Raw genomic sequence first — 18,267 nt, forward strand, 5'->3', positions numbered from 1 at the left:
AAATTTGTCTAAAATAGGATTAATGTTGGGTTTGACAATAGGTTTTAGCTTAGGATTAACAAATAAGTTGTTTATTTCATTTTTTCGGCATAAGAAGCGGGTAAAATACCTCGATTGTATTTTTTGGAAATGACTAGGGTGAACTCAGCTCCAAAAAAAAGTATTAAACTAGAGTAGGAGACCCATAGAAGTATTAAAATGATTGATCCTGCAGCACCAAAAGTACTACCTGGATCAGCCATACCAAAATACAGCCCTAGGCCATATTTACCAATAACAAACAAGATGGCGGTTACAAAAGCACCTAGCCATACGTCTTTCCATTTAATTTTTACATCTGGTAAATATTTGAATATCAGCGCAAAAAGTACAGTTACAAGGCCTAATGAGATTAAGAAATCAATTGCTTGCAATAGGGTGATTACAATTTCAGGGAAACGTTGTTGTAACCAATCTGTAAGTGCCGTGATTAAGGCTGTTAAAACCAAGGATATTAATAATAGAAAACCAATAATAAGAATAAGTCCTAAAGAAAAGAAACGATCTCTAATCATTTTTAGAATTTCGCTTTTTGGATTGGGCTGTACGTTCCAAATTGTATTCAAGGATTTTTGTAGTGAGATAAACATTCCGGTGGCCCCATATAACAAAGTTATGATTCCTACGATGATCGCAAATGTGGATTGATCGGTATCTGCTACATTTCGCACCATACTATCTACCGCTTGTGCTGACTCAGCGCCGAGAACATTTTGAATTTCGGTCATTATACGTCCTTTTACTTTACTTTTTTCATAAAAAAGTCCAGTGGTTTGTACAACAATAATTATTAATGCGGGAAATGAAAATAGTGCATAATAACTTACCGCTGCACTCAGTTGAAAAGGTTGGTTAGAAAGCCAACCATTAAAAGTATTAACGAGTATTGAAATAAAGGATTTTAAACCTTTCTTGGGCTTGACCATAAGAACAAATTTTTCATTTAAAAGTAGGATAATAGTTAAAAAAGGAGTGCTTAATTACTAAAAAAGATGACGTAAATCAGTAAAAGAGTCATCCTTTTTAGGATATGAATTAATAAGTTTTGACTTCAGCATATATTTTAGTTTTTTACGATGAGAAAATTAAAGTTATTTATCCCCATAACGCTATTTACATTTATGCTTACCGATTCAAATTCATATCCTAATATTTTGTATCAAGAAAATAAACAAATACCCGTAGAAATTTATGATGAGGTAAAAAAAGCATTGTCTTTTTATCCTGAACTGGAGAATATTACAATTGACTTTGAGATAAGAGATACGCAAAGAAAATCTTTTATGAAAGCCCAACCTAAGTTTAGAACATTACTTAAAGGAAGGCGGAATCGAGCTTATAAAATATTAATCAGTAAACGATTTACGGTAGATGGACTAACACTTGCTTTAAAAGATTTACCAAAAGATGTTTTGGTAGGTTGGATTGGTCATGAGTTGGGGCATATCATGGATTATAAAGAGAGAAGTACCTTAAATCTATTATTCTTCGGGATTAAATATTTGATTTCAGGGCCATTTATCAGAAAAGCCGAATACTTAGCAGATTATCACGCGGTGGCAAACGGTATGGCAGACTATATTCTTAAAACTAAACATTTTATTCTAAATCATAGCGAATTGTCGGATGGCTACAAAGAACGAATAAAAAGGTTTTATGTTTCTCCAGATAGAATTTTGTTGTTAGTAAATGAATTGCAAACCAATTAATACAGTCATTTCGCTTTTTTTATTCAAAACTAAATATACTAGGCATGACACAATTAGTCGATAACGCTGAGGCATATATCTTTAAACTTTTTAAAGAAAATCTGCCTAGCATCTACATCTACCATAATTTTTTACATACGCAACGTGTGGTGGAAAGTAGTGCGGAAATTTTAGAAAACACGGATGTTACAGACGAGGAAAAAGAGATTGTGTTGTTAGCCGCTTGGTTTCATGATAGTGGCTACGTCAAAGGTGATGAAAATCACGAGGAAAAATCGGTACTTATTGCGGAAGAATTTCTTAAAAAACATAAAACTAAGAATCACATAATTGAAAACGTTATTCGATGTATACGAGTTACTAAAAATGGCGAAAAACCCACCACGCTTTTAGAAGAAATCATTAAAGATGCAGATTCATCTCATTTTGCTAAAGACTATTTTAAAGACGTTAGTGAATTACTACGCCAAGAAATTAATTTGTTAGGTATAGCATCATACGGGGCTAAGGAATGGCGAGACGAAAACATTAAGTTGTTTACGCAGACCCATAAGTATTATACTAAATACGCTATCCTTAATTGGGATCCGATTAAAAATGATCATTTGATTAGCTTATTGAAGAAAAACAAAAAAAGGAAAAAGAAGCAAAAAAAAGAAGTCCTAAAAGCACAGCTCAAAGCCAAATATAAAGACCAAAGCCCGGAAAGAGGAATACAAACATTATATAGAGTAACACTGCGGAATCATATTAAGCTAAGTGATATTGCAGACACTAAAGCGAATATCTTACTCTCTGTAAATGCAATCATCATTTCTTTGGCACTGGCTAACCTTATTCCTAAACTAGATGCACCATCTAACAAACATTTATTAATACCAAGTTTAGTATTGGTGCTGTTTAGTGTCGCTTCTATCATTCTTTCTATTATGTCTACTCAGCCTAAAGTAACCGGAGGAGAATTTACCCAGGAGCAAGTAAAAAACAAAAAAGTAAATCTGCTCTTTTTTGGTAATTTTTATAAGATGCCTTACGAAAAATATCAAAAAGCTATTGATCAGGTAATAGAAGATAAGCAATATGTTTACCAGATGTTAACGAAGGACTTGTACCTGTTAGGTCTTGTGTTAAAGAAAAAATACACCTTACTTAAAACCACTTATATTGTGTTTATGATTGGTATTATTTTGTCAGTTATAGCCTTTATTATCGCTTTTTGGGGAATGGAGTGGGTAAATGAAGTAAGTACAACAGTATTAATAAAATCAACAACATGGCTATCATAGGATCATTAATTAAAGGAGCAGTTCACCTTAAAGATACACTGACCACAGAAGTGGATCACATCGAAGCGCAGCAAAGAGAGCTGGAAAAATTATTGGTAAAAGCTAAGGACACCAAATTTGGTAAAACCTTTAAATTTGATGAAATCTTAAAATCAAGCGATTTACAAAAAGCATTTGCCGAGCAAGTTCCCTATTTTGATTATCATCAAATTTATGAACAATGGTGGAGTCAGTTATTAGAGGGAGAAGAACATGTTACCTGGCCGGGAATACCTGATTATTATGCATTGAGCTCTGGTACAACTGGTAAAACAAGCAAGCGTATTCCTGTCACTCAAGATATGATTGAATCCATTCGATCGGCAGGAATAAAACAAGTAGAAGCCTTAGCTAATTTTGATTTACCGGCATCATTTTATGAAAAGGAAATTATGATGTTAGGGAGTTCCACTGATCTTAAAGAAAAAGATGATCATTTAGAGGGCGAGATTAGTGGTATTAGTGCTAGTAATATTCCATTTTGGTTTGAAGGCTATTATAAACCCGGCAAAGAAATTGCTCAAATAGACAATTGGGATGATCGGGTTAAAAGGATTGCACAAAAGGCAAAAGATTGGGATATCGGAGCGTTGTCTGGTATTCCTTCTTGGATGGAGTTGATGATACAGGAGGTTATTGATTATCACGGGGTAAAAACCATACACGATATTTGGCCTAACCTACAGGTATATACCTCTGGCGGAGTAGCTTTTGAACCTTATGAAAAAAGCTTCAATAGTTTACTAGCGCATCCGATCACAGTTATTGATACATATTTAGCATCTGAAGGATTTTTAGCCTATCAGCAAAGACCAGAAACAAATGCTATGAAGCTAATTACGGACAACGGAATCTATTTTGAGTTTGTCCCATTTAAACCAGAATATATCAATTCAGATGGTTCCCTAAAACAAGAGGCTCCAAGTTTGGATTTGTCTCAAGTAGAAGAAGGACAGGATTATGTACTACTTATTAGTACAGTTTCTGGAGCTTGGCGATACCTTATTGGTGATACTATTGAGTTTACAAATAAAGAGCGTGCAGAAATAAAAATAACAGGTAGAACTAAATTTTTTCTGAATGTAGTAGGATCACAGCTCTCAGTTAATAAAATGAACACAGCTTTACGAGAATTGGAAAAACAGTTTGACATAAAAATACCTGAATTTACGCTTGCAGCGACTCGGATTGATGGAGAATTTTACCATCATTGGTACTTAGGTACAGAAACTGATGTAGCTTACAAAAAACTCGCTTCAGCTTTGGATGAGAGTTTGCAGAATGCCAATAAAAATTATAAGGTAGCTAGAAGCAAAGCCTTAAAAGGAGTTAAAGTGACTACCATTTCTCCACAATTATTTGCCGAATGGAGTGGAGCGCAAAAGAAAAAAGGAGGACAGGTAAAAATGGAGCGTGTTATGTCTGAAGAAAAGTTTAAAGACTGGGAGTCATTTATAAAAAAGCAATTAAATCCAAGTTTAGGGTAAAATTATATGAGGGAATACAAATATCTATTATATCAATTAATTTGGATAACCCTATTGGGGTGTGCCTCTTATGAGCCAAAATATAAAGAACCCTTTGAGGCGTCCGCAATCACTTCAACGAAGCCAATCGAGAAAACTTTTTATTTAATAGGTGATGCTGGATATGCTAAACCAGAAAAAAGCACTCCCGCTTTGTTGGCTTTAGAAAAATATTTAGCGCATAATAAACAACAAGGTAACTACGCTATTTTTCTTGGAGATAATATTTATCCTGATGGCATGCCCGAAAAAGGGGCGAGTGATCGCCAAATCGCCGAGCATCGACTAAACGTACAAATAGAGTCAGTACAAAATTTTAATGGTAAGATATATTTTATTCCTGGTAATCACGATTGGTATAACGAGGGTTTAGTAGGGCTTAAAAGAGAAGAAGATTATTTTGAAGAGCGATTGAAAGACAACAACATTTTTAAACCAAAAACAGGATGTGCTTTTGAAAGTATAGCAGTTACAGATAACATTCAATTGATGTTACTGGACTCTCAATGGTATCTGGAGGATTGGGATAAACATCCTACTATAAATGAAAATTGTAATAAGGATATAAAAACAAGAGAAGATTTATTACTTACTATAGAGAAAGAATTCATTAAGCATCAACATAAGACAACGGTTTTTGTTTTACATCACCCACTATACACCAATGGAGTACACGGTGGTAAATTTGCCATCAGTAAACATCTTTATCCTTCTCAAAAAAAAATACCTTTACCTGGATTGGCTTCTCTAGCACAATTGATACGTACTAGCGGTGGCGTTTCTAGTCAAGATAATATGAATAAACAGTATAAAAAGTTAGTTTCTAATTTAACAACGTTGGCCAGAGCACCTTCCGCGGGTCCTATCGTATTTGCTTCCGGTCACGAGCATTCTTTACAATACATCATACATAAAGGTGTAAAGCAAATTGTATCAGGTGCAGGTGCAAAAAATTCTTATGCTGCATTGAGGAATGATGGGCGTTTTGCTTATGGAGGTCAAGGTTTTGCCAGATTAGATATTTATAAAGACGGATCCTCTCAGGTAGCTTTTTATGGAGCTAAGAACGGCTCTCCAGAGCTATTATTTGTTACAGAAGTATTTCCTGAAAAAGAAAAGGTAATGCTGGACAGCTTGCCTGCGATAAGTAGTTCATATAAGGAAACTTCAATTTATAACCAGGATCAGCAAACTGTTACTGAGTTCCATCGAGATATGTGGGGTGAATCCTATAGATCTTTGTATAACACCAAAATTAAAGCTGAAGTAGCAAACTTAGATACCTTATTTGGTGGGTTACGAGCCATTCAAAAAGAAAGTGATTTACAGACCAAAGTGCTTTATCTTGAAGATGAATCAAACAAAGGGTATTACTTTAAGGCATTGAATAAAAAAGGCACACTGCTTCATCCCTCTTCTTTGTTGACAGAAAAGTATCGCTCTCCCTCGTACAGGCTATTAGTATCAGATAAAGTTGTAAATGGGTATTCATCATCTTCGCATCCCTACGCCTTTTTAGCGATTCCTAAACTCGCTGAAAAGCTAGAAATATTGCAACCGGATTTGCAACTTTATTATGTGCCCAAGCAAAAACAACTAAAGCAGTATAATTCAGATTTTGGTGATGAGTTATATCTAGTTGAACACCGATTGAGTAATGAAGATATCGATGATGGAGCGTGGGGTAGACCTTATGAAATTCTGAATACCTCTGCAATGTATAATCAATTAAGAAGTGATAAAAAATACAGCCTTGATAAGTCCGCTTATGTCAAAGCTAGACTTTTTGATATGCTAATCGGAGATTGGAACCGCAATACTAGAAATTGGAATTGGGCAGCTTATACTAAGAAAGACGGAGCTCATGTTTTTCGTCCTATACCCTTAAATAGAGACCAGGCTTTCTCAAATTATGATGGAGCTTTTTTTGGATCACTTAGAGGATTAGTTGGTGCAGCCAAACAATTTCAATTGTATGAAGATGAAATAAAAGACATCAAATGGTTAAACATCGCTGCATTGCAATTGGATCGTACCTTGCTTCACAATACTTCTCAGGATATTTGGGTAAAACAAGCTGGTACGATTAAAGAGCAATTATCAGATGAGATAATTGAAAAGGCATTTGAACAGTTGCCAAAAGAAGTGCAAGTAAATGCAACAACGAAATTGATGGATCATCTAAAGGCTCGAAGGGACAATATAGTGGAAATCGCAAAACAATATTATTCTTTTGCTGCAAAGTTGGGTATTATAACGGGTACAGACCATAAAGATTACATAGAGGTAGAACGTAAGATTGATGGAAGTACAAGGGTAGCAATTTATACAGTTATTGATGGGAAAAAGGCAGATCTCATAAAAGAAGAGACTTATCATAACAATGATACCAAAGAATTGTGGATTTATGGTTTAGATGATCAGGACATTTTTAGGATATACGGAGAAGCAAAAAAAACGATCCGTGTTAGAGTGATTGGAGGCAAGGAGAATGATTCTTATGTTGTAGAAAACGGTACTAAAACGACCATTTACGATTATAAAACTAAACCGAATCGCATTATTGAAAAGGGGAGTGCTAAGCTTAAATTTACGGATGATTATCACATTAACGTATTTGATAGAGATCAAAGAATTTTCAAATCAAATCGCTACTTACCTCATTTTGGCTATAATCCGGATGATGGATTTAAGTTTGGTTTGACAGGTACTTTTACCAATTATGGGTTTTATAGGAATCCTTTTACGAAAAGGCACCAATTTAGTGCGATGTATAATTCTGCGACAACTGGGTTTAATCTTGGTTATCAAGGGGAGTTTGCGGGGCTTTTAGGAACTTATAATGTACAGATTTTCGGATCTTATACGAATCCAGAGTTCACAGAGAATTTTTTTGGTTTTGGAAACGAAACTGTCAATGATCAGGACCGTTTAGGATTTGATTACAATAGGGTTAAGATAAGTAGAATTGCTACTTCATTAGGAGTAGTTAAACGAGGAAGATTTGGAAGTTATTTTAACTATAAGTTGATGGTTGAAGGTGTAGAGGTAGATTTAACTAACGGTAGGTTTTTGGAAGAGTCAGGTATATTTGGTGAACAGGATCGCTTATTTGATCGGCAATGGTTTACTGGTGTTGAAGCTACATATGGCTACGAAAGTTATGATAATAAGCAGAATCCAAGCAGAGGAATGAGATTTAATTTAACCTCAGGTGCCAAGACCAATACCAATGATATCGAACGGTCTTTTGGGTATATAAAACCATATTTAGGTTTTTATAATTCCATAACAAGAAATAGAAAATTAGTATTACGCACTGCCGTTGATGCTCATATATTGGTGGGTAGAGCTTATGAATTTTATCAATCAGCTCAGTTAGGTGGTGATAATTTACTCCGGGGATATCGTAATCAACGGTTTTCAGGGCAGACAGCGTTAGCTGGTAGCGCTGACCTTAGGTATAGTTTTTCAACCATTAACACACGTTTTTTACCTATACAAATGGGCGTATTTGCAGGTGCAGATAGCGGAAGAGTGTGGCTAAAGGGCGCTGCCGATGCTAATACCTGGCATAGTGATTATGGAGGTGGTTTTTGGGTGAATAGCTCAGATGCATTACAAGCAACGTTTAACTTGTTTTCAGGAAAAGAAGATCTCAGATTTTCATTTTCACTACTGTTCAAAATTTAACGAATGAGAAATAGGAATATCGTATTTTTAATAAGTTTTATACTGTCCAGTTTTTGTACTTATAGTCAAGTGGCTGATTTGGCCAGGGTGGAGTACACGTTTTTTCCACAAAGACGTAGTGACAATTCTTTTAAACGCTTTAGAGCATTACTTAACTTTCCGATTAAACTTAATGATAAGGGTGCATATTTTGTAACTGGACTAGAGTATAGAAGTGTTCAATTTGATTATGAAGATTTTACAGATTTTGACAGCTCCAACTTAGATCAATTTAAATCTTTTGAGGTGTCTGCTGGTTATACCTTTAAAATAAATAATGATTGGCGATATGCTATGAAAGCAGGTTTACTCGCAGCTTCAGATTTTAGTTCTGGCGGGTTAAACGACGATGATCTTTTAGTATCAGCTTCTGTATTTTTTATAAAAGATAAAAAGAATGAGGTAATGATAAAGCCTTGGAGGCTTATTTTAGGGCTTCAATATTCCACAACAGCAGGTAGACCTTTTCCTTTACCCATAATTAATTACTGGAAAAGGCTTAATGCATCTTGGTCCTACACCTTAGGAGTGCCGAAATCTAACCTTAAGTATTATTTTTCTGATAAGGATATTGTTCAGGCTTTTGCCACACTAGATGGTTTTTACGCGAATTTACAAGATAATCTTGTTATAGGAAACAATGGTGATACCAATAGAGTAGCCGATAGTATTTCTATGACGATAGCTCTTGGGGGATTTGGTTACGAGCATTATTTTACAGATCACTTATTACTTTATTTTTACAGTGGATTTACATTAATCAACGATATTCGATTGCGAAACAATAATAACGAGGATGTGTTGACGATCAATGATGAAAACACTTTATACCTAAGAGCAGGATTGAAATTTAAGATATAATATGCTTCTTTAGAGTAAAGGGCTAAAGAAACGTGCGATACCTTCCATTATTTTTCTTGGCAACGGACGATTTTTATAAGTTTCAAAATCTAATTGAGTACAGTTGTCACACCCTTCTATAAAGTCGGTGCAAAGTTGATTGGTAATTTCTTCATCAAAAATTAAAGCATTAGTCTCAAAATTATGTTCAAAGCTGCGGTGGTCAAAGTTACCTGAACCTATGGAAGCGATCTTACCATCCATAATAATAAGTTTGCTGTGTAGAAAGTTATCATTTTGTAAATAGATTTCTACCCCGACAAACAATAATTCTTGAAAATATGAAAACATACTGTATTTGGCTAACCAGCTATCTAGTTTGCTAGGCACCAGCAACTTGATTTTAACATCAGTTAACGCGGCAATCCTAATAGCTTCAAGCATAGCAGAGTTGGGGATAAAATAGGGGTTAGAGATGTAGATATAATCCTCAGCCAGATTTATCATTTCAATATATTGTTGCATTATGGCAGGATGATCCGAATCCGGGCCACTAGAAACAATTTGAACAGTTTGATCACCTTTTTTATCTATTTTTGGTAGATAGGTATCATTGAGTAATAATTCATTATTACTAGCAAAAAAGTAATCTTTAATAAAAACTCGATGTAAGCTATCTACAATAGGGCCTTTTAAACACAAATGTAAGTCATCCCAAATGCCTAATGGAGACATTTTTTTGATATACTTATCTGTAATATTGACTCCTCCTGTGAAGCCAACCTGTCCATCAATAACAATTATTTTTCTATGGTTTCTATAATTCAGCGTAAATAGAAAACTTCCATAATGTAGCGGCATAGTTGGAAAGACTTTTACTCCTAGATCTTTAAATTTATTGATAGATTTTGAATCCCAACTAAAACTGCCAATAGCATCGTAGATGATCCTAATCTCAACTCCTTGTTCTCTTTTTTCTTTAAATAGCTCATATAATTGGTCTAAAATTTCGCCTGTTTCAAATATGTAATATTGTAAATGAATAAAGTTTTTTGCCTTTTGTAGCTCTTTAAAAATTTTTTCAAAAGTCTGTTTGCCTTCATTTAAAACAGTTACCTCGTTGCCTATAGTGGCATAAAATTTAGAATTATTGCCTATTAATGTAATTAATCTTTTTTCGGGATTGGATTTAAAATCAACTTTGGTATGTTCTCCTTTCTGCTGTTGATGGTTGATATCATACAGTTTTCTCTTAGTGGTTTGTTTTAGGGTAAAGAATTTAAATCTTCTTCTATTGAGCCCGAAGACTAAATATAATAATGCCCCTAGATAAGGTAGAATTAAGATGATCAATATCCAGCTTAAGGATTTTGCAGGTCTTGCCCCATATAGCATTACGTTAAATATGGCGAAGAGATTTATACAGCTATAAATTATAATGGCAGTTATCATTCAGGATACGTTTGGTAGGTTGACTAATTATAGTGTTAAAATTAGTTAGCTTTAAAGTTAAAGTATTTATGGATTACGGAAATAAATTTAACTTGTTATTCATACTTTATGTAGAAATTGAATATTATGAATATGGGTGTATTAGCAACAGACAATAATAAAGTTACATTAATCTACCATTCAGGGACTACTTTAGGTAAACAAACTTATGCCTATGTAAGTGCTTCCAAAAAAGGAATTTTAGCTATTGATGCTTCACAAACAAAAATTACAGGAACTCAATGGTCAGAAATTGCCGAAGGCTTGAAAGGTTCGATTAAAGATTTGATCAATCAAGACCATCCTGATTTTAAAAAAGAGTATGGCGATAAAGTGGACTTATACGATGAACATCATTATTTAAAAATATTAGAAAAGCAACCACAACTAATGGCGAATCCTATAGTAATTGTAGATGGTAAATTCTACGCTATACACTCGCCTTCTGATTTTGTAAAATATTTAGATCCGGATAGCGCTGGAGTATCAAGAAACCCAGCTAAATAAGATATTCTTAAATTATCAAATAAAAAGGGGTTTAAATACAATTATTTAAACCCCTTATCATTTAGGTATTTTTATTTTATTCTTTTTCATTCTTCTTCTCGTGTATGTTATCTTCATCTAAAGAAGGTCTTTTATTCTTCTTTGTTGGTTTACCTAAATCTGTTAATGGTTTTTCTCTTTCTTTTCGTTCAAATTTCTTATCCATTTTAATTATTTTAAAATTATACAATCAGTTATTTAATTTTTATTACCCATATTTTCAATGGTAATTTGATCATCTTGCAGAATATCTTGTAAGTAGATCATTTTGACCAATACCACAACAATTGCTACAATAGGAACGGCTAAGATTAATCCAAGAATACCTGTAAATACCCCTAGTACAACTTGTGCCATTAATACCAAAGCCAGTGGAAAGGATATCATTTTTCGTTGTATCATCGGCGTAATAATATTGCTTTCCAGAGCTTGTATAGCTGCATAAAGAATACATACATATACTGCATAATCCGCTCCAATGGTAAATGCTATTAAAAATGCAGGTATCAATGACAAAATTGGACCAAAGTTAGGAATGAAAGTAACTAAAGTGGCAAATATTGCTAACGTTAATGCCAATGGTATACCCAATATGGAGAGTCCTATTCCTGTTAACACTCCTACTACTATCATTGAAAATACTTTGCCTAACAGCCATCTTTTTAAGGTATATGCCGTTGTGTCTATTACTTGTTGTGCACGCTTTCGTCTATGTAATGGAAAAAGCCGTATGAATCCATTGATATAAACATCTGGCTGAACCATAAAGAATAAACCCAGAAAGAAAATAATATAAATATCGGCTAAGCCTCCAAAAAAGGAACTGAAAAATAACGTAAGCTTTTCACTATTTTGTTGGTACTGTTGTTTATATCCTTTGAGTTGAAATATAACCCATTTACCAACCGGAGAAGCGTTTAATTTACTTTCAGTTTTTTTGGCTGCTTTGGGTAATTCATTCTCTAACTCATTCAATTGATCTGAAATACTGGGGTATAGTACATATCCCGTACCTGTGAGCGTTAAAAGCATACTAACGATACCGATAAGTAAAGCCCATTTTTCTCCAATCGAAAAGAGTTGCTGAATAAAGGAAGCAATTCCTCTAAAGAAAGTAGCTACTAAAATACCAGATAATATTAGTAGTAAAATTTTAAAACCCTTTAATAACAAAATGGTTAACAGTATGCACAATAGTATTATTATCGTTGCCTTTAAAACCTTTTTACTAAAGTCTGAAATGGCAAACTGACTTTCCTTTTTTTTAGACATAAAAGGAATTTATTTTTTAGAAATATTTTCTTCAGGTATTTGTTTAAAAAACTCCGCTAGCTCTAAATTAGCATTAGGACCGTAGGCAGCTAATACTGTTCCTTTAGTGTCCTTAGTTTCTATTACATAAAGTATAGATAAATCTGAAGGGTTTGTCATGCCTTCAAACCGATGTTCAGCTACTATTTTTACATCTTTAGGTTTATATTCTTTTTTAGAATCCACATCCACCAAAGATTCATCTTTTATTCTAAATGATGAGGTATATCCCTGATCTTGATAATCATCTAGATAATCTCTCTCATTCTTCTTAGGTTTTGTACTCATAGTATTTAAATTTTATCGTTTTTTTTAAAGAAGGTATGACACCTTATAATCTATAATTCATAACTTAATCAGATATCATACCTTTTTAGAAATTATTTTAATCCGTTGCATCTTCTACAGCATCTCCAACTTCTTCTGCTGCATCTTCCATATCGTCTGCGGCATCTTCTGCAGCTTCCTCAACTTTTTCACCTGTTGACTTTTGCTCTCTACAACTAATTGTGGTTAACGAAACTGTAAAAAGAACTAGTAAAAGTGTTATTAAACTTTTTTTCATAATTGTAAATTAATGTTGATTGGTATTTAAATTTTTTTTCTTCCAAGTACTAAGGAAACTAAGAATAGTACAATAAATATGAAGAATAATATTTTAGCAATGCTAGCAGCTCCAGCTGCAATTCCTCCAAATCCAAATATCGCAGCGACAATAGCAAGTATGACAAAAATAACGGTCCATCGTAACATAGTTTGTTTTTTTATTGTTAGTAATACTTTCAATATCACTAATTTTTAAAGTTTTCATTGACGCTATAGCCAGTATTGTTGACTCAATACCTAGTGTTTAATCCCATAATGTTGTGTAGTTATGTATAACATTATTTATGATTATCCTCGAGTAAAATACAAGACATTGAAAACAGACTATTAAAACATATTAATTTTGGAGACCCTTAAATGTTTTGTTTTTTTAATGGATTATTTTACTACGATTAGCATTTGTTACAAAAATTAATAGTGGTTTACATTAATCGAAAATCAACTCTTGGTTATAATAGACTGGATCAAGAATGGATTCATAGATGATACCCTGCTCGTAAAAATCACGTGCTATTGGATGCGCTTTTAATGTGATCTCGGATTGTTGTTGAAGTATGTGATCTATTTCCTTAAGATCTGTATTGCTATTCAACCACTCGTCTTTGAATTGAGGATCAATGATAGCAGGCATTAGGCTAGTTAAATTTTGAATTTTGGAAATAAAAGAAGTGGCTTTTTTAAGGAGCAAAGAACATGTTATAAAACCATCACTAAGTTTATTATAAATACCCGCTATAAAAAATGGTTTTTTAGTTGAATTAAACACATAAATTGGATACATCTTTTTATGCATGTAGTATGATGTAAAAAAACCATCAACAATAATTAGGCACCTTCTGTTTTGATAAGCATGGCTATAAATTGAATTTGTTTTTATTTCAGAAGCAGTAAAGTTAAGTGTATTGTAAACATTTTGAAAATCCTCCCAACTGCCTTCATATTCTTTGGGTAAAATACCCCAAATTCCGTGAGATATCACCTTTGGTTTTTCTGCTATGATAATTGGTAATGTTGTTTCTTTGAGGCCGTCTACAATAGGATTTGGGCAATATATGTTAGGATGCTCAAATGGCATACCGATCTCGTGTTCTAACTGTTTTTTGGTAACGCTATTTGATAATTTATAAAACATGGTTGTTTAGCAGTTATGTGAATGAAAAAATTATCCACACGTTTTGGTCTAATTAAACAGAGGGTACCAGAGTACCCTCTATTTATAGTTGATTAATAAAAGATAACTAACTTAAATCTTCTAAACGTTTAATAGTATTTAGACCATTTTCAATCTGTTCTTTTTGCTTTAGCAGCACATTTTCTGTACTTGGCGGTAGTGTAGTTTCTTTAAGCACCTCTTGGTATTCGTCAACTGCAGACTTTTCGCCACGTATAGCTTCTTCTAACATTGATTCTTCATTATCACTTGATAGTAAATTTTTAATATCCATCCAAGTTCTGTGAGCAGCACCTAAATTACTCCCTCCTTTGTTTACTTTTTGTCCAAAAGATTTGATTTCACTTTTCAATTCGTGCCCAAAATCGTAACGCTCTTGCGCTTTAGAAGTAAAATAATTTTTTAGTGCTTTATTTTTAACGTTAGAAGCCGCTTTTTTAAACCCTTTTTCCGCGTCGTAAGTTCGTTCTAATAAGTCATTTAATTTAGTACTGACTTTTTCTGTATACGTATCCATATGTGTTATTTTAAAGTGAGCGGTAATTATCATTTAATGCTTACCGTATGCATTTGATTGTATTCATCATTATGTTTCGAATTCTTCTTCTATTAAAGATGTAGTATATACAATCACTGTTAAGATAAGTTTCTTAATACGATTACTTTTGTTCTAAAGCCTTAAAAATTAACTCATATGATGAAGAGGTAATCTGTTGGTTGTAAGTGTTTTGTAAATTCATAAATTGGGTTAGGATTTATGGATTTAGTTAAAATTATTTCAACAGAAACATCTTATGGAGAGCTATTTTTATAGCAGAAGTGGAGCGATCATGAATCCGGTAAAGTAAACTTCTTAGGGAAATCCAATGTGCGAATTGGAAATGGAATATTGATATCATTTTCGTCAAAAATTTCTTTAATGACCATGACAGCCTCACTTTGTGCTTTGGCAACTTCTAATGCTGAGGTAGAATCAATCCAAAATCTAAGTTCAAAATTAATGGAGCTATCGCCAAATTCCTTCCATAGAAATAAAACTTCCTCTTTTTCTTCCACAACATCAAATTTGGAAACAATAGTATCAATAACTAATTTTTTTACAAATCGAAGATCAGATTCATACCCAACTCCGCAACCTAAGATAACCCGAGATTGGGAGGTAGTAGAATAGTTTTTGATTGGGTTTTCTATAACCATCTTGTTTGGTAAATATACCAGATTATTATCAACTTGTTTTATCGTTACTAGGCGCAAATCAATGTCTACAATTTCACCTTCAAACCCGTTGCTCTCAATCCAATCACCAAACTTTACTTTTTTGATATAAGACAATATGATGCCCGAATAGGTGTTTGCTAAAGCACCTTGCAGCGCTAAACCTACCGCTAAACCTGCAATACCGGCACCTGTTAGAATAGTATTTAAGGTTTTGCTGAGATTTAAAATACCTAATATTAAAAATAGCCCCATAAGAATTATGAAAATAGAGACCATTTTTGAAATCAAGTTTTTCATTGATTTTTGCAAATTGGTTCTATTCAATAATCTAGCGATCAGTTTGCTCAAGTATTTTGATATAATAATCACAATTATAAAGACGACAACTGCAATAAGAATATTGGGAAGGTTAACAATAAAGTTATCCAACCAAGATTCTAACTTTTCTAACATTTTGGACCAGGCATTAACTAATTTTTCTTTCATAATCTTATAATTTATCCACAACTATGGTAGGTGTATAATCATTTAGTATTTGTATAAGGGTTTGTTCCGTGGCAGTTAAATACTCTTGATGTTCTTGCTGCTCAACTTGTTTAAAATAAGATGCGATGGAATCATCTTCATAAGAGGCCGCGATAAAAGGATGCACATAGTATTTTTTGCAAACCGCTCTTGTGTTACCCAAGTGTTTCGCAACACTATCATATGCTTTTATTACGTTTTTGGCTTTATCTTTTTCACTTTTTGGAATGCCCAAGTTTAGTAAACTTTCAAAAAAAAGTACACTACCCGCCCAGGTTCTGAAATCTTTAGCGGTATAGTATTCTCCGGCAATATCATGTAGGTAATTATTTATAGCCTGGCTATCTATACTATGCTTGTCTTTATTATCATCAAAATATTGAAAAAGTTCCCATCCCGGTATCTCTTCACACTGGTTTACGAGCCTTATTAATCGTTTATTTCTTAGTGTAACAGAATGTTTTTTACCTTTTTTTCCAGTAAATTCAAATTTAATTTTGTCTTTAAATGTTTTGAGATGTCGGGTACGCATGGTTGACAAGCCATAAGTCTTATTCTTTTTTGCATATTCTTCATTACCAATACGGATATGTGTTTCCTCCATCAGTCGGATCACTAAGGCTAAAACTTTACTCTTGGTCCATTGAGACTGATCTAAATCTGAATCTACTTTAGCTCTTAACTTTGGCAAGGCTTTGCCGAAATGAATCATCTTGTAGAATTTAGTTTGGTTCCTTACTTTTATCCATAAGGGATGATAACGATACTGTTTTCGTTTTTTCAGATCTCTACCGATCGCCTGTAGATGAAGATTTTTATAATCGGCTATTTTTACGTCGCGCCAGGCTGGAGGAATGACTAATTTTTGTATTCTGGTTAAATCCTTTGGGGTTTTGATGGGTTTACCTCTTCTTAAATAGATAAACTCATTATCTTTTTTCTCTCTAGTAATCGATAATTGATTTTCATTTGCATACACCAAATCAATGTCTTCTAAAGCAATTTCAGGAGCCTGAATTACTTTTTTTAAAAGAGAAGGGTGTAGTGAAATGGTTTTACTCATTATAGATTCTTAATTATTTAAACTATACAGCAAATCCTAAAAAGAGATTTGGTGTAATTAATGAATAGTCAGGAAACTAATTAGATAGGAAAAGAAAACAGTGCGTGATACCTAAAATTATTAACTGTATTAAAAAAGTAAATGGCCTAGGGATATCCCGTTGTATCTATTCGAGTTAATGTTTTTTCGATTTCGATTAAGGTATGGTTTGTAGGGATACTATATTACGGAATCACTAAAAATCAGATTGATATGAATAAATTAGGTAATGCAAATTTTGAAAATTATATAGGGTTAACCGAAGGTTATTCAGAAATGGCCTATCAAATGGTGTCTCATATTTTAACCCTGGGTTATGCTGTAATGTTAGCAGGATTATTGTATTTTATATTAACGCTTAAAACCGTTTCTCCAAAGTATCGAATGTCCAATATATTATCTGGGGTAGTTATGGTTTCTGCTTTTTTATTACTCTACGCGCAAGCAACCAATTGGACGACTTCTTTTCAATTTAATCCTGAAATGGGTAAATATTATCTCAACACCGATGGAGACCTTTTTAATAATGGGTATCGTTACTTAAATTGGTTGATTGATGTACCGATGTTATTATTTCAAATTTTATTTGTGGTATCGCTTACCAAATCAAATTTTGCCTCAGTACGTAATCAATTTTGGTTTTCGGGAGCATTAATGATTATCACAGGTTATATTGGGCAATTTTATGAAGTAACTAACTTACCTATGTTTTTTATCTGGGGAGCGATTTCAACTGTGTTTTTCTTCCATATTCTGTGGTTAATGAATAAAGTTATTAAGGAGGGAAAAGAAGGGATTCCTCCTAAAGCTCAAAAAACGATGAATGCGATTTGGATCTTATTTTTAATTTCTTGGTTTTTATATCCCGGAGCCTATCTAATGCCACATTTATTAGGTGTTGAAGGAGGTTTTTTTAATGAGTCAGGAGTCGTTGGTAGACAAATGACTTATACTATAGCAGATGTTTGTTCTAAAGTAATTTATGGTGTTTTATTAGGTAATGTTGCTAAAATATTAAGTCAAGAAGATGGTTATATATATGAAAGTCTAAAAAGTTAATTTCTTTTTTGCTAACTAAACTATAACTCAAACTCATAGTGACTAGTTGTTACTATGAGTTCTTTTA

Annotated in this window: 18 protein-coding genes; 7 read left to right on the top strand and 11 right to left on the bottom strand. The window is 33.3% G+C overall.

The genetic code is table 11. The features are described from left to right. Positions 1-71: 71 nt before the first annotated feature. Positions 72-965, bottom strand: a complete 894-nt coding sequence (locus EV197_RS06070; protein WP_130285833.1) for a YihY/virulence factor BrkB family protein — start codon at positions 963-965, stop codon at positions 72-74. Between the two features lie 150 nt (positions 966-1,115). On the opposite strand from EV197_RS06070, the gene EV197_RS06075 reads away from it, so the two are divergent. From EV197_RS06075 to EV197_RS06095, 5 genes are read left to right on the top strand one after another with little or no spacing between them, the layout of a single operon-like run. Next, the gene (locus EV197_RS06075) at positions 1,116-1,748 is read left to right on the top strand and encodes a hypothetical protein (RefSeq protein ID WP_242610692.1); all 633 of its coding nucleotides are present in this window, start codon (positions 1,116-1,118) and stop codon (positions 1,746-1,748) included. Between the two features lie 44 nt (positions 1,749-1,792). Further along, positions 1,793-3,034 (top strand): Pycsar system effector family protein, encoded by a 1,242-nt coding sequence (locus EV197_RS06080; RefSeq protein WP_130285834.1) that lies wholly within the window; start codon positions 1,793-1,795, stop codon positions 3,032-3,034. Further along, the gene (locus EV197_RS06085; protein WP_130285835.1) at positions 3,022-4,560 is read left to right on the top strand and encodes a GH3 family acyl-acid amido synthetase; all 1,539 of its coding nucleotides are present in this window, start codon (positions 3,022-3,024) and stop codon (positions 4,558-4,560) included. Before EV197_RS06080 ends, EV197_RS06085 begins: the two co-directional genes overlap by 13 nt. Positions 4,561-4,566: 6 nt before the next feature. Beyond that, a complete protein-coding gene (locus tag EV197_RS06090; protein WP_130285836.1) occupies positions 4,567-8,292 on the top strand; it encodes a metallophosphoesterase in 3,726 nt (1,241 codons plus the stop codon). Between the two features lie 3 nt (positions 8,293-8,295). Then, positions 8,296-9,192 (top strand): DUF6268 family outer membrane beta-barrel protein, encoded by an 897-nt coding sequence (locus tag EV197_RS06095; RefSeq protein WP_130285837.1) that lies wholly within the window; start codon positions 8,296-8,298, stop codon positions 9,190-9,192. Positions 9,193-9,201: 9 nt separating this feature from the next. Here EV197_RS06095 and cls read toward each other — a convergent pair whose 3' ends face one another. Beyond that, positions 9,202-10,623: a cardiolipin synthase gene (gene cls, locus EV197_RS06100; RefSeq protein WP_130285838.1), complete on the bottom strand. Its 1,422-nt coding sequence runs from the start codon at positions 10,621-10,623 to the stop codon at positions 9,202-9,204. 132 nt (positions 10,624-10,755) lie between these two features. Between cls and EV197_RS06105 the strand changes: the two genes are divergently transcribed. Continuing rightward, on the top strand, positions 10,756-11,169 hold the full coding sequence (locus EV197_RS06105) for an arsenate reductase family protein (RefSeq protein ID WP_130285839.1): 414 nt from the start codon (positions 10,756-10,758) through the stop codon (positions 11,167-11,169). Between the two features lie 76 nt (positions 11,170-11,245). Here EV197_RS06105 and EV197_RS17230 read toward each other — a convergent pair whose 3' ends face one another. The 9 genes from EV197_RS17230 to EV197_RS06145 form a co-directional block, all read right to left on the bottom strand. After that, positions 11,246-11,374, bottom strand: coding sequence for a hypothetical protein (locus EV197_RS17230; protein ID WP_278042371.1), 129 nt, complete (start codon positions 11,372-11,374; stop codon positions 11,246-11,248). 32 nt (positions 11,375-11,406) lie between these two features. Then, the gene (locus EV197_RS06110) at positions 11,407-12,480 is read right to left on the bottom strand and encodes an AI-2E family transporter (protein WP_130285840.1); all 1,074 of its coding nucleotides are present in this window, start codon (positions 12,478-12,480) and stop codon (positions 11,407-11,409) included. 9 nt (positions 12,481-12,489) lie between these two features. Beyond that, entirely contained in the window at positions 12,490-12,807 is a 318-nt protein-coding gene (locus EV197_RS06115; RefSeq protein WP_130285841.1) for a hypothetical protein, read from the bottom strand. Positions 12,808-12,904: 97 nt separating this feature from the next. Continuing rightward, positions 12,905-13,084, bottom strand: a complete 180-nt coding sequence (locus EV197_RS06120; protein ID WP_165389006.1) for a hypothetical protein — start codon at positions 13,082-13,084, stop codon at positions 12,905-12,907. A gap of 26 nt (positions 13,085-13,110) precedes the next feature. After that, positions 13,111-13,272: a DUF1328 family protein gene (locus EV197_RS06125; protein ID WP_130285843.1), complete on the bottom strand. Its 162-nt coding sequence runs from the start codon at positions 13,270-13,272 to the stop codon at positions 13,111-13,113. A gap of 280 nt (positions 13,273-13,552) precedes the next feature. After that, positions 13,553-14,257, bottom strand: coding sequence for an SOS response-associated peptidase family protein (locus tag EV197_RS06130; RefSeq protein ID WP_130285844.1), 705 nt, complete (start codon positions 14,255-14,257; stop codon positions 13,553-13,555). A 106-nt stretch (positions 14,258-14,363) separates the two neighbouring features. Further along, positions 14,364-14,813, bottom strand: a complete 450-nt coding sequence (locus EV197_RS06135) for a ferritin-like domain-containing protein (protein ID WP_130285845.1) — start codon at positions 14,811-14,813, stop codon at positions 14,364-14,366. Between the two features lie 311 nt (positions 14,814-15,124). Continuing rightward, positions 15,125-16,000 carry a mechanosensitive ion channel family protein gene (locus EV197_RS06140; protein ID WP_130285846.1) on the bottom strand — a complete coding sequence of 292 codons (876 nt, stop codon included), beginning with the start codon at positions 15,998-16,000 and terminating at the stop codon, positions 15,125-15,127. Positions 16,001-16,004: 4 nt separating this feature from the next. Beyond that, positions 16,005-17,102: a DNA topoisomerase IB gene (locus EV197_RS06145; RefSeq protein WP_130285847.1), complete on the bottom strand. Its 1,098-nt coding sequence runs from the start codon at positions 17,100-17,102 to the stop codon at positions 16,005-16,007. A gap of 252 nt (positions 17,103-17,354) precedes the next feature. Here EV197_RS06145 and EV197_RS06150 point away from each other — a divergent pair, with 252 nt between their 5' ends. Continuing rightward, positions 17,355-18,200, top strand: a complete 846-nt coding sequence (locus tag EV197_RS06150; RefSeq protein ID WP_130285848.1) for a bacteriorhodopsin — start codon at positions 17,355-17,357, stop codon at positions 18,198-18,200. The last annotated feature ends 67 nt before the right edge of the window (positions 18,201-18,267 follow it).

Origin of the sequence: Aquimarina brevivitae, from assembly GCF_004216895.1 — a bacterium.
Classification (GTDB): Bacteria; Bacteroidota; Bacteroidia; order Flavobacteriales; family Flavobacteriaceae; genus Aquimarina; species Aquimarina brevivitae.

What these genes read in the sequence shown, in the direction of transcription:
- EV197_RS06070 (WP_130285833.1), bottom strand. Translation starts at nt 965, where the DNA reads ATGGTCAAGCCCAAGAAAGGTTTAAAATCCTTTATTTCAATACTCGTT.
- EV197_RS06075 (WP_242610692.1), top strand. Translation starts at nt 1,116, where the DNA reads ATGAGAAAATTAAAGTTATTTATCCCCATAACGCTATTTACATTTATG.
- EV197_RS06080 (WP_130285834.1), top strand. Translation starts at nt 1,793, where the DNA reads ATGACACAATTAGTCGATAACGCTGAGGCATATATCTTTAAACTTTTT.
- EV197_RS06085 (WP_130285835.1), top strand. Translation starts at nt 3,022, where the DNA reads ATGGCTATCATAGGATCATTAATTAAAGGAGCAGTTCACCTTAAAGAT.
- EV197_RS06090 (WP_130285836.1), top strand. Translation starts at nt 4,567, where the DNA reads ATGAGGGAATACAAATATCTATTATATCAATTAATTTGGATAACCCTA.
- EV197_RS06095 (WP_130285837.1), top strand. Translation starts at nt 8,296, where the DNA reads ATGAGAAATAGGAATATCGTATTTTTAATAAGTTTTATACTGTCCAGT.
- cls (WP_130285838.1), bottom strand. Translation starts at nt 10,623, where the DNA reads ATGATAACTGCCATTATAATTTATAGCTGTATAAATCTCTTCGCCATA.
- EV197_RS06105 (WP_130285839.1), top strand. Translation starts at nt 10,756, where the DNA reads ATGGGTGTATTAGCAACAGACAATAATAAAGTTACATTAATCTACCAT.
- EV197_RS17230 (WP_278042371.1), bottom strand. Translation starts at nt 11,374, where the DNA reads ATGGATAAGAAATTTGAACGAAAAGAAAGAGAAAAACCATTAACAGAT.
- EV197_RS06110 (WP_130285840.1), bottom strand. Translation starts at nt 12,480, where the DNA reads ATGTCTAAAAAAAAGGAAAGTCAGTTTGCCATTTCAGACTTTAGTAAA.
- EV197_RS06115 (WP_130285841.1), bottom strand. Translation starts at nt 12,807, where the DNA reads ATGAGTACAAAACCTAAGAAGAATGAGAGAGATTATCTAGATGATTAT.
- EV197_RS06120 (WP_165389006.1), bottom strand. Translation starts at nt 13,084, where the DNA reads ATGAAAAAAAGTTTAATAACACTTTTACTAGTTCTTTTTACAGTTTCG.
- EV197_RS06125 (WP_130285843.1), bottom strand. Translation starts at nt 13,272, where the DNA reads ATGTTACGATGGACCGTTATTTTTGTCATACTTGCTATTGTCGCTGCG.
- EV197_RS06130 (WP_130285844.1), bottom strand. Translation starts at nt 14,257, where the DNA reads ATGTTTTATAAATTATCAAATAGCGTTACCAAAAAACAGTTAGAACAC.
- EV197_RS06135 (WP_130285845.1), bottom strand. Translation starts at nt 14,813, where the DNA reads ATGGATACGTATACAGAAAAAGTCAGTACTAAATTAAATGACTTATTA.
- EV197_RS06140 (WP_130285846.1), bottom strand. Translation starts at nt 16,000, where the DNA reads ATGAAAGAAAAATTAGTTAATGCCTGGTCCAAAATGTTAGAAAAGTTA.
- EV197_RS06145 (WP_130285847.1), bottom strand. Translation starts at nt 17,102, where the DNA reads ATGAGTAAAACCATTTCACTACACCCTTCTCTTTTAAAAAAAGTAATT.
- EV197_RS06150 (WP_130285848.1), top strand. Translation starts at nt 17,355, where the DNA reads ATGAATAAATTAGGTAATGCAAATTTTGAAAATTATATAGGGTTAACC.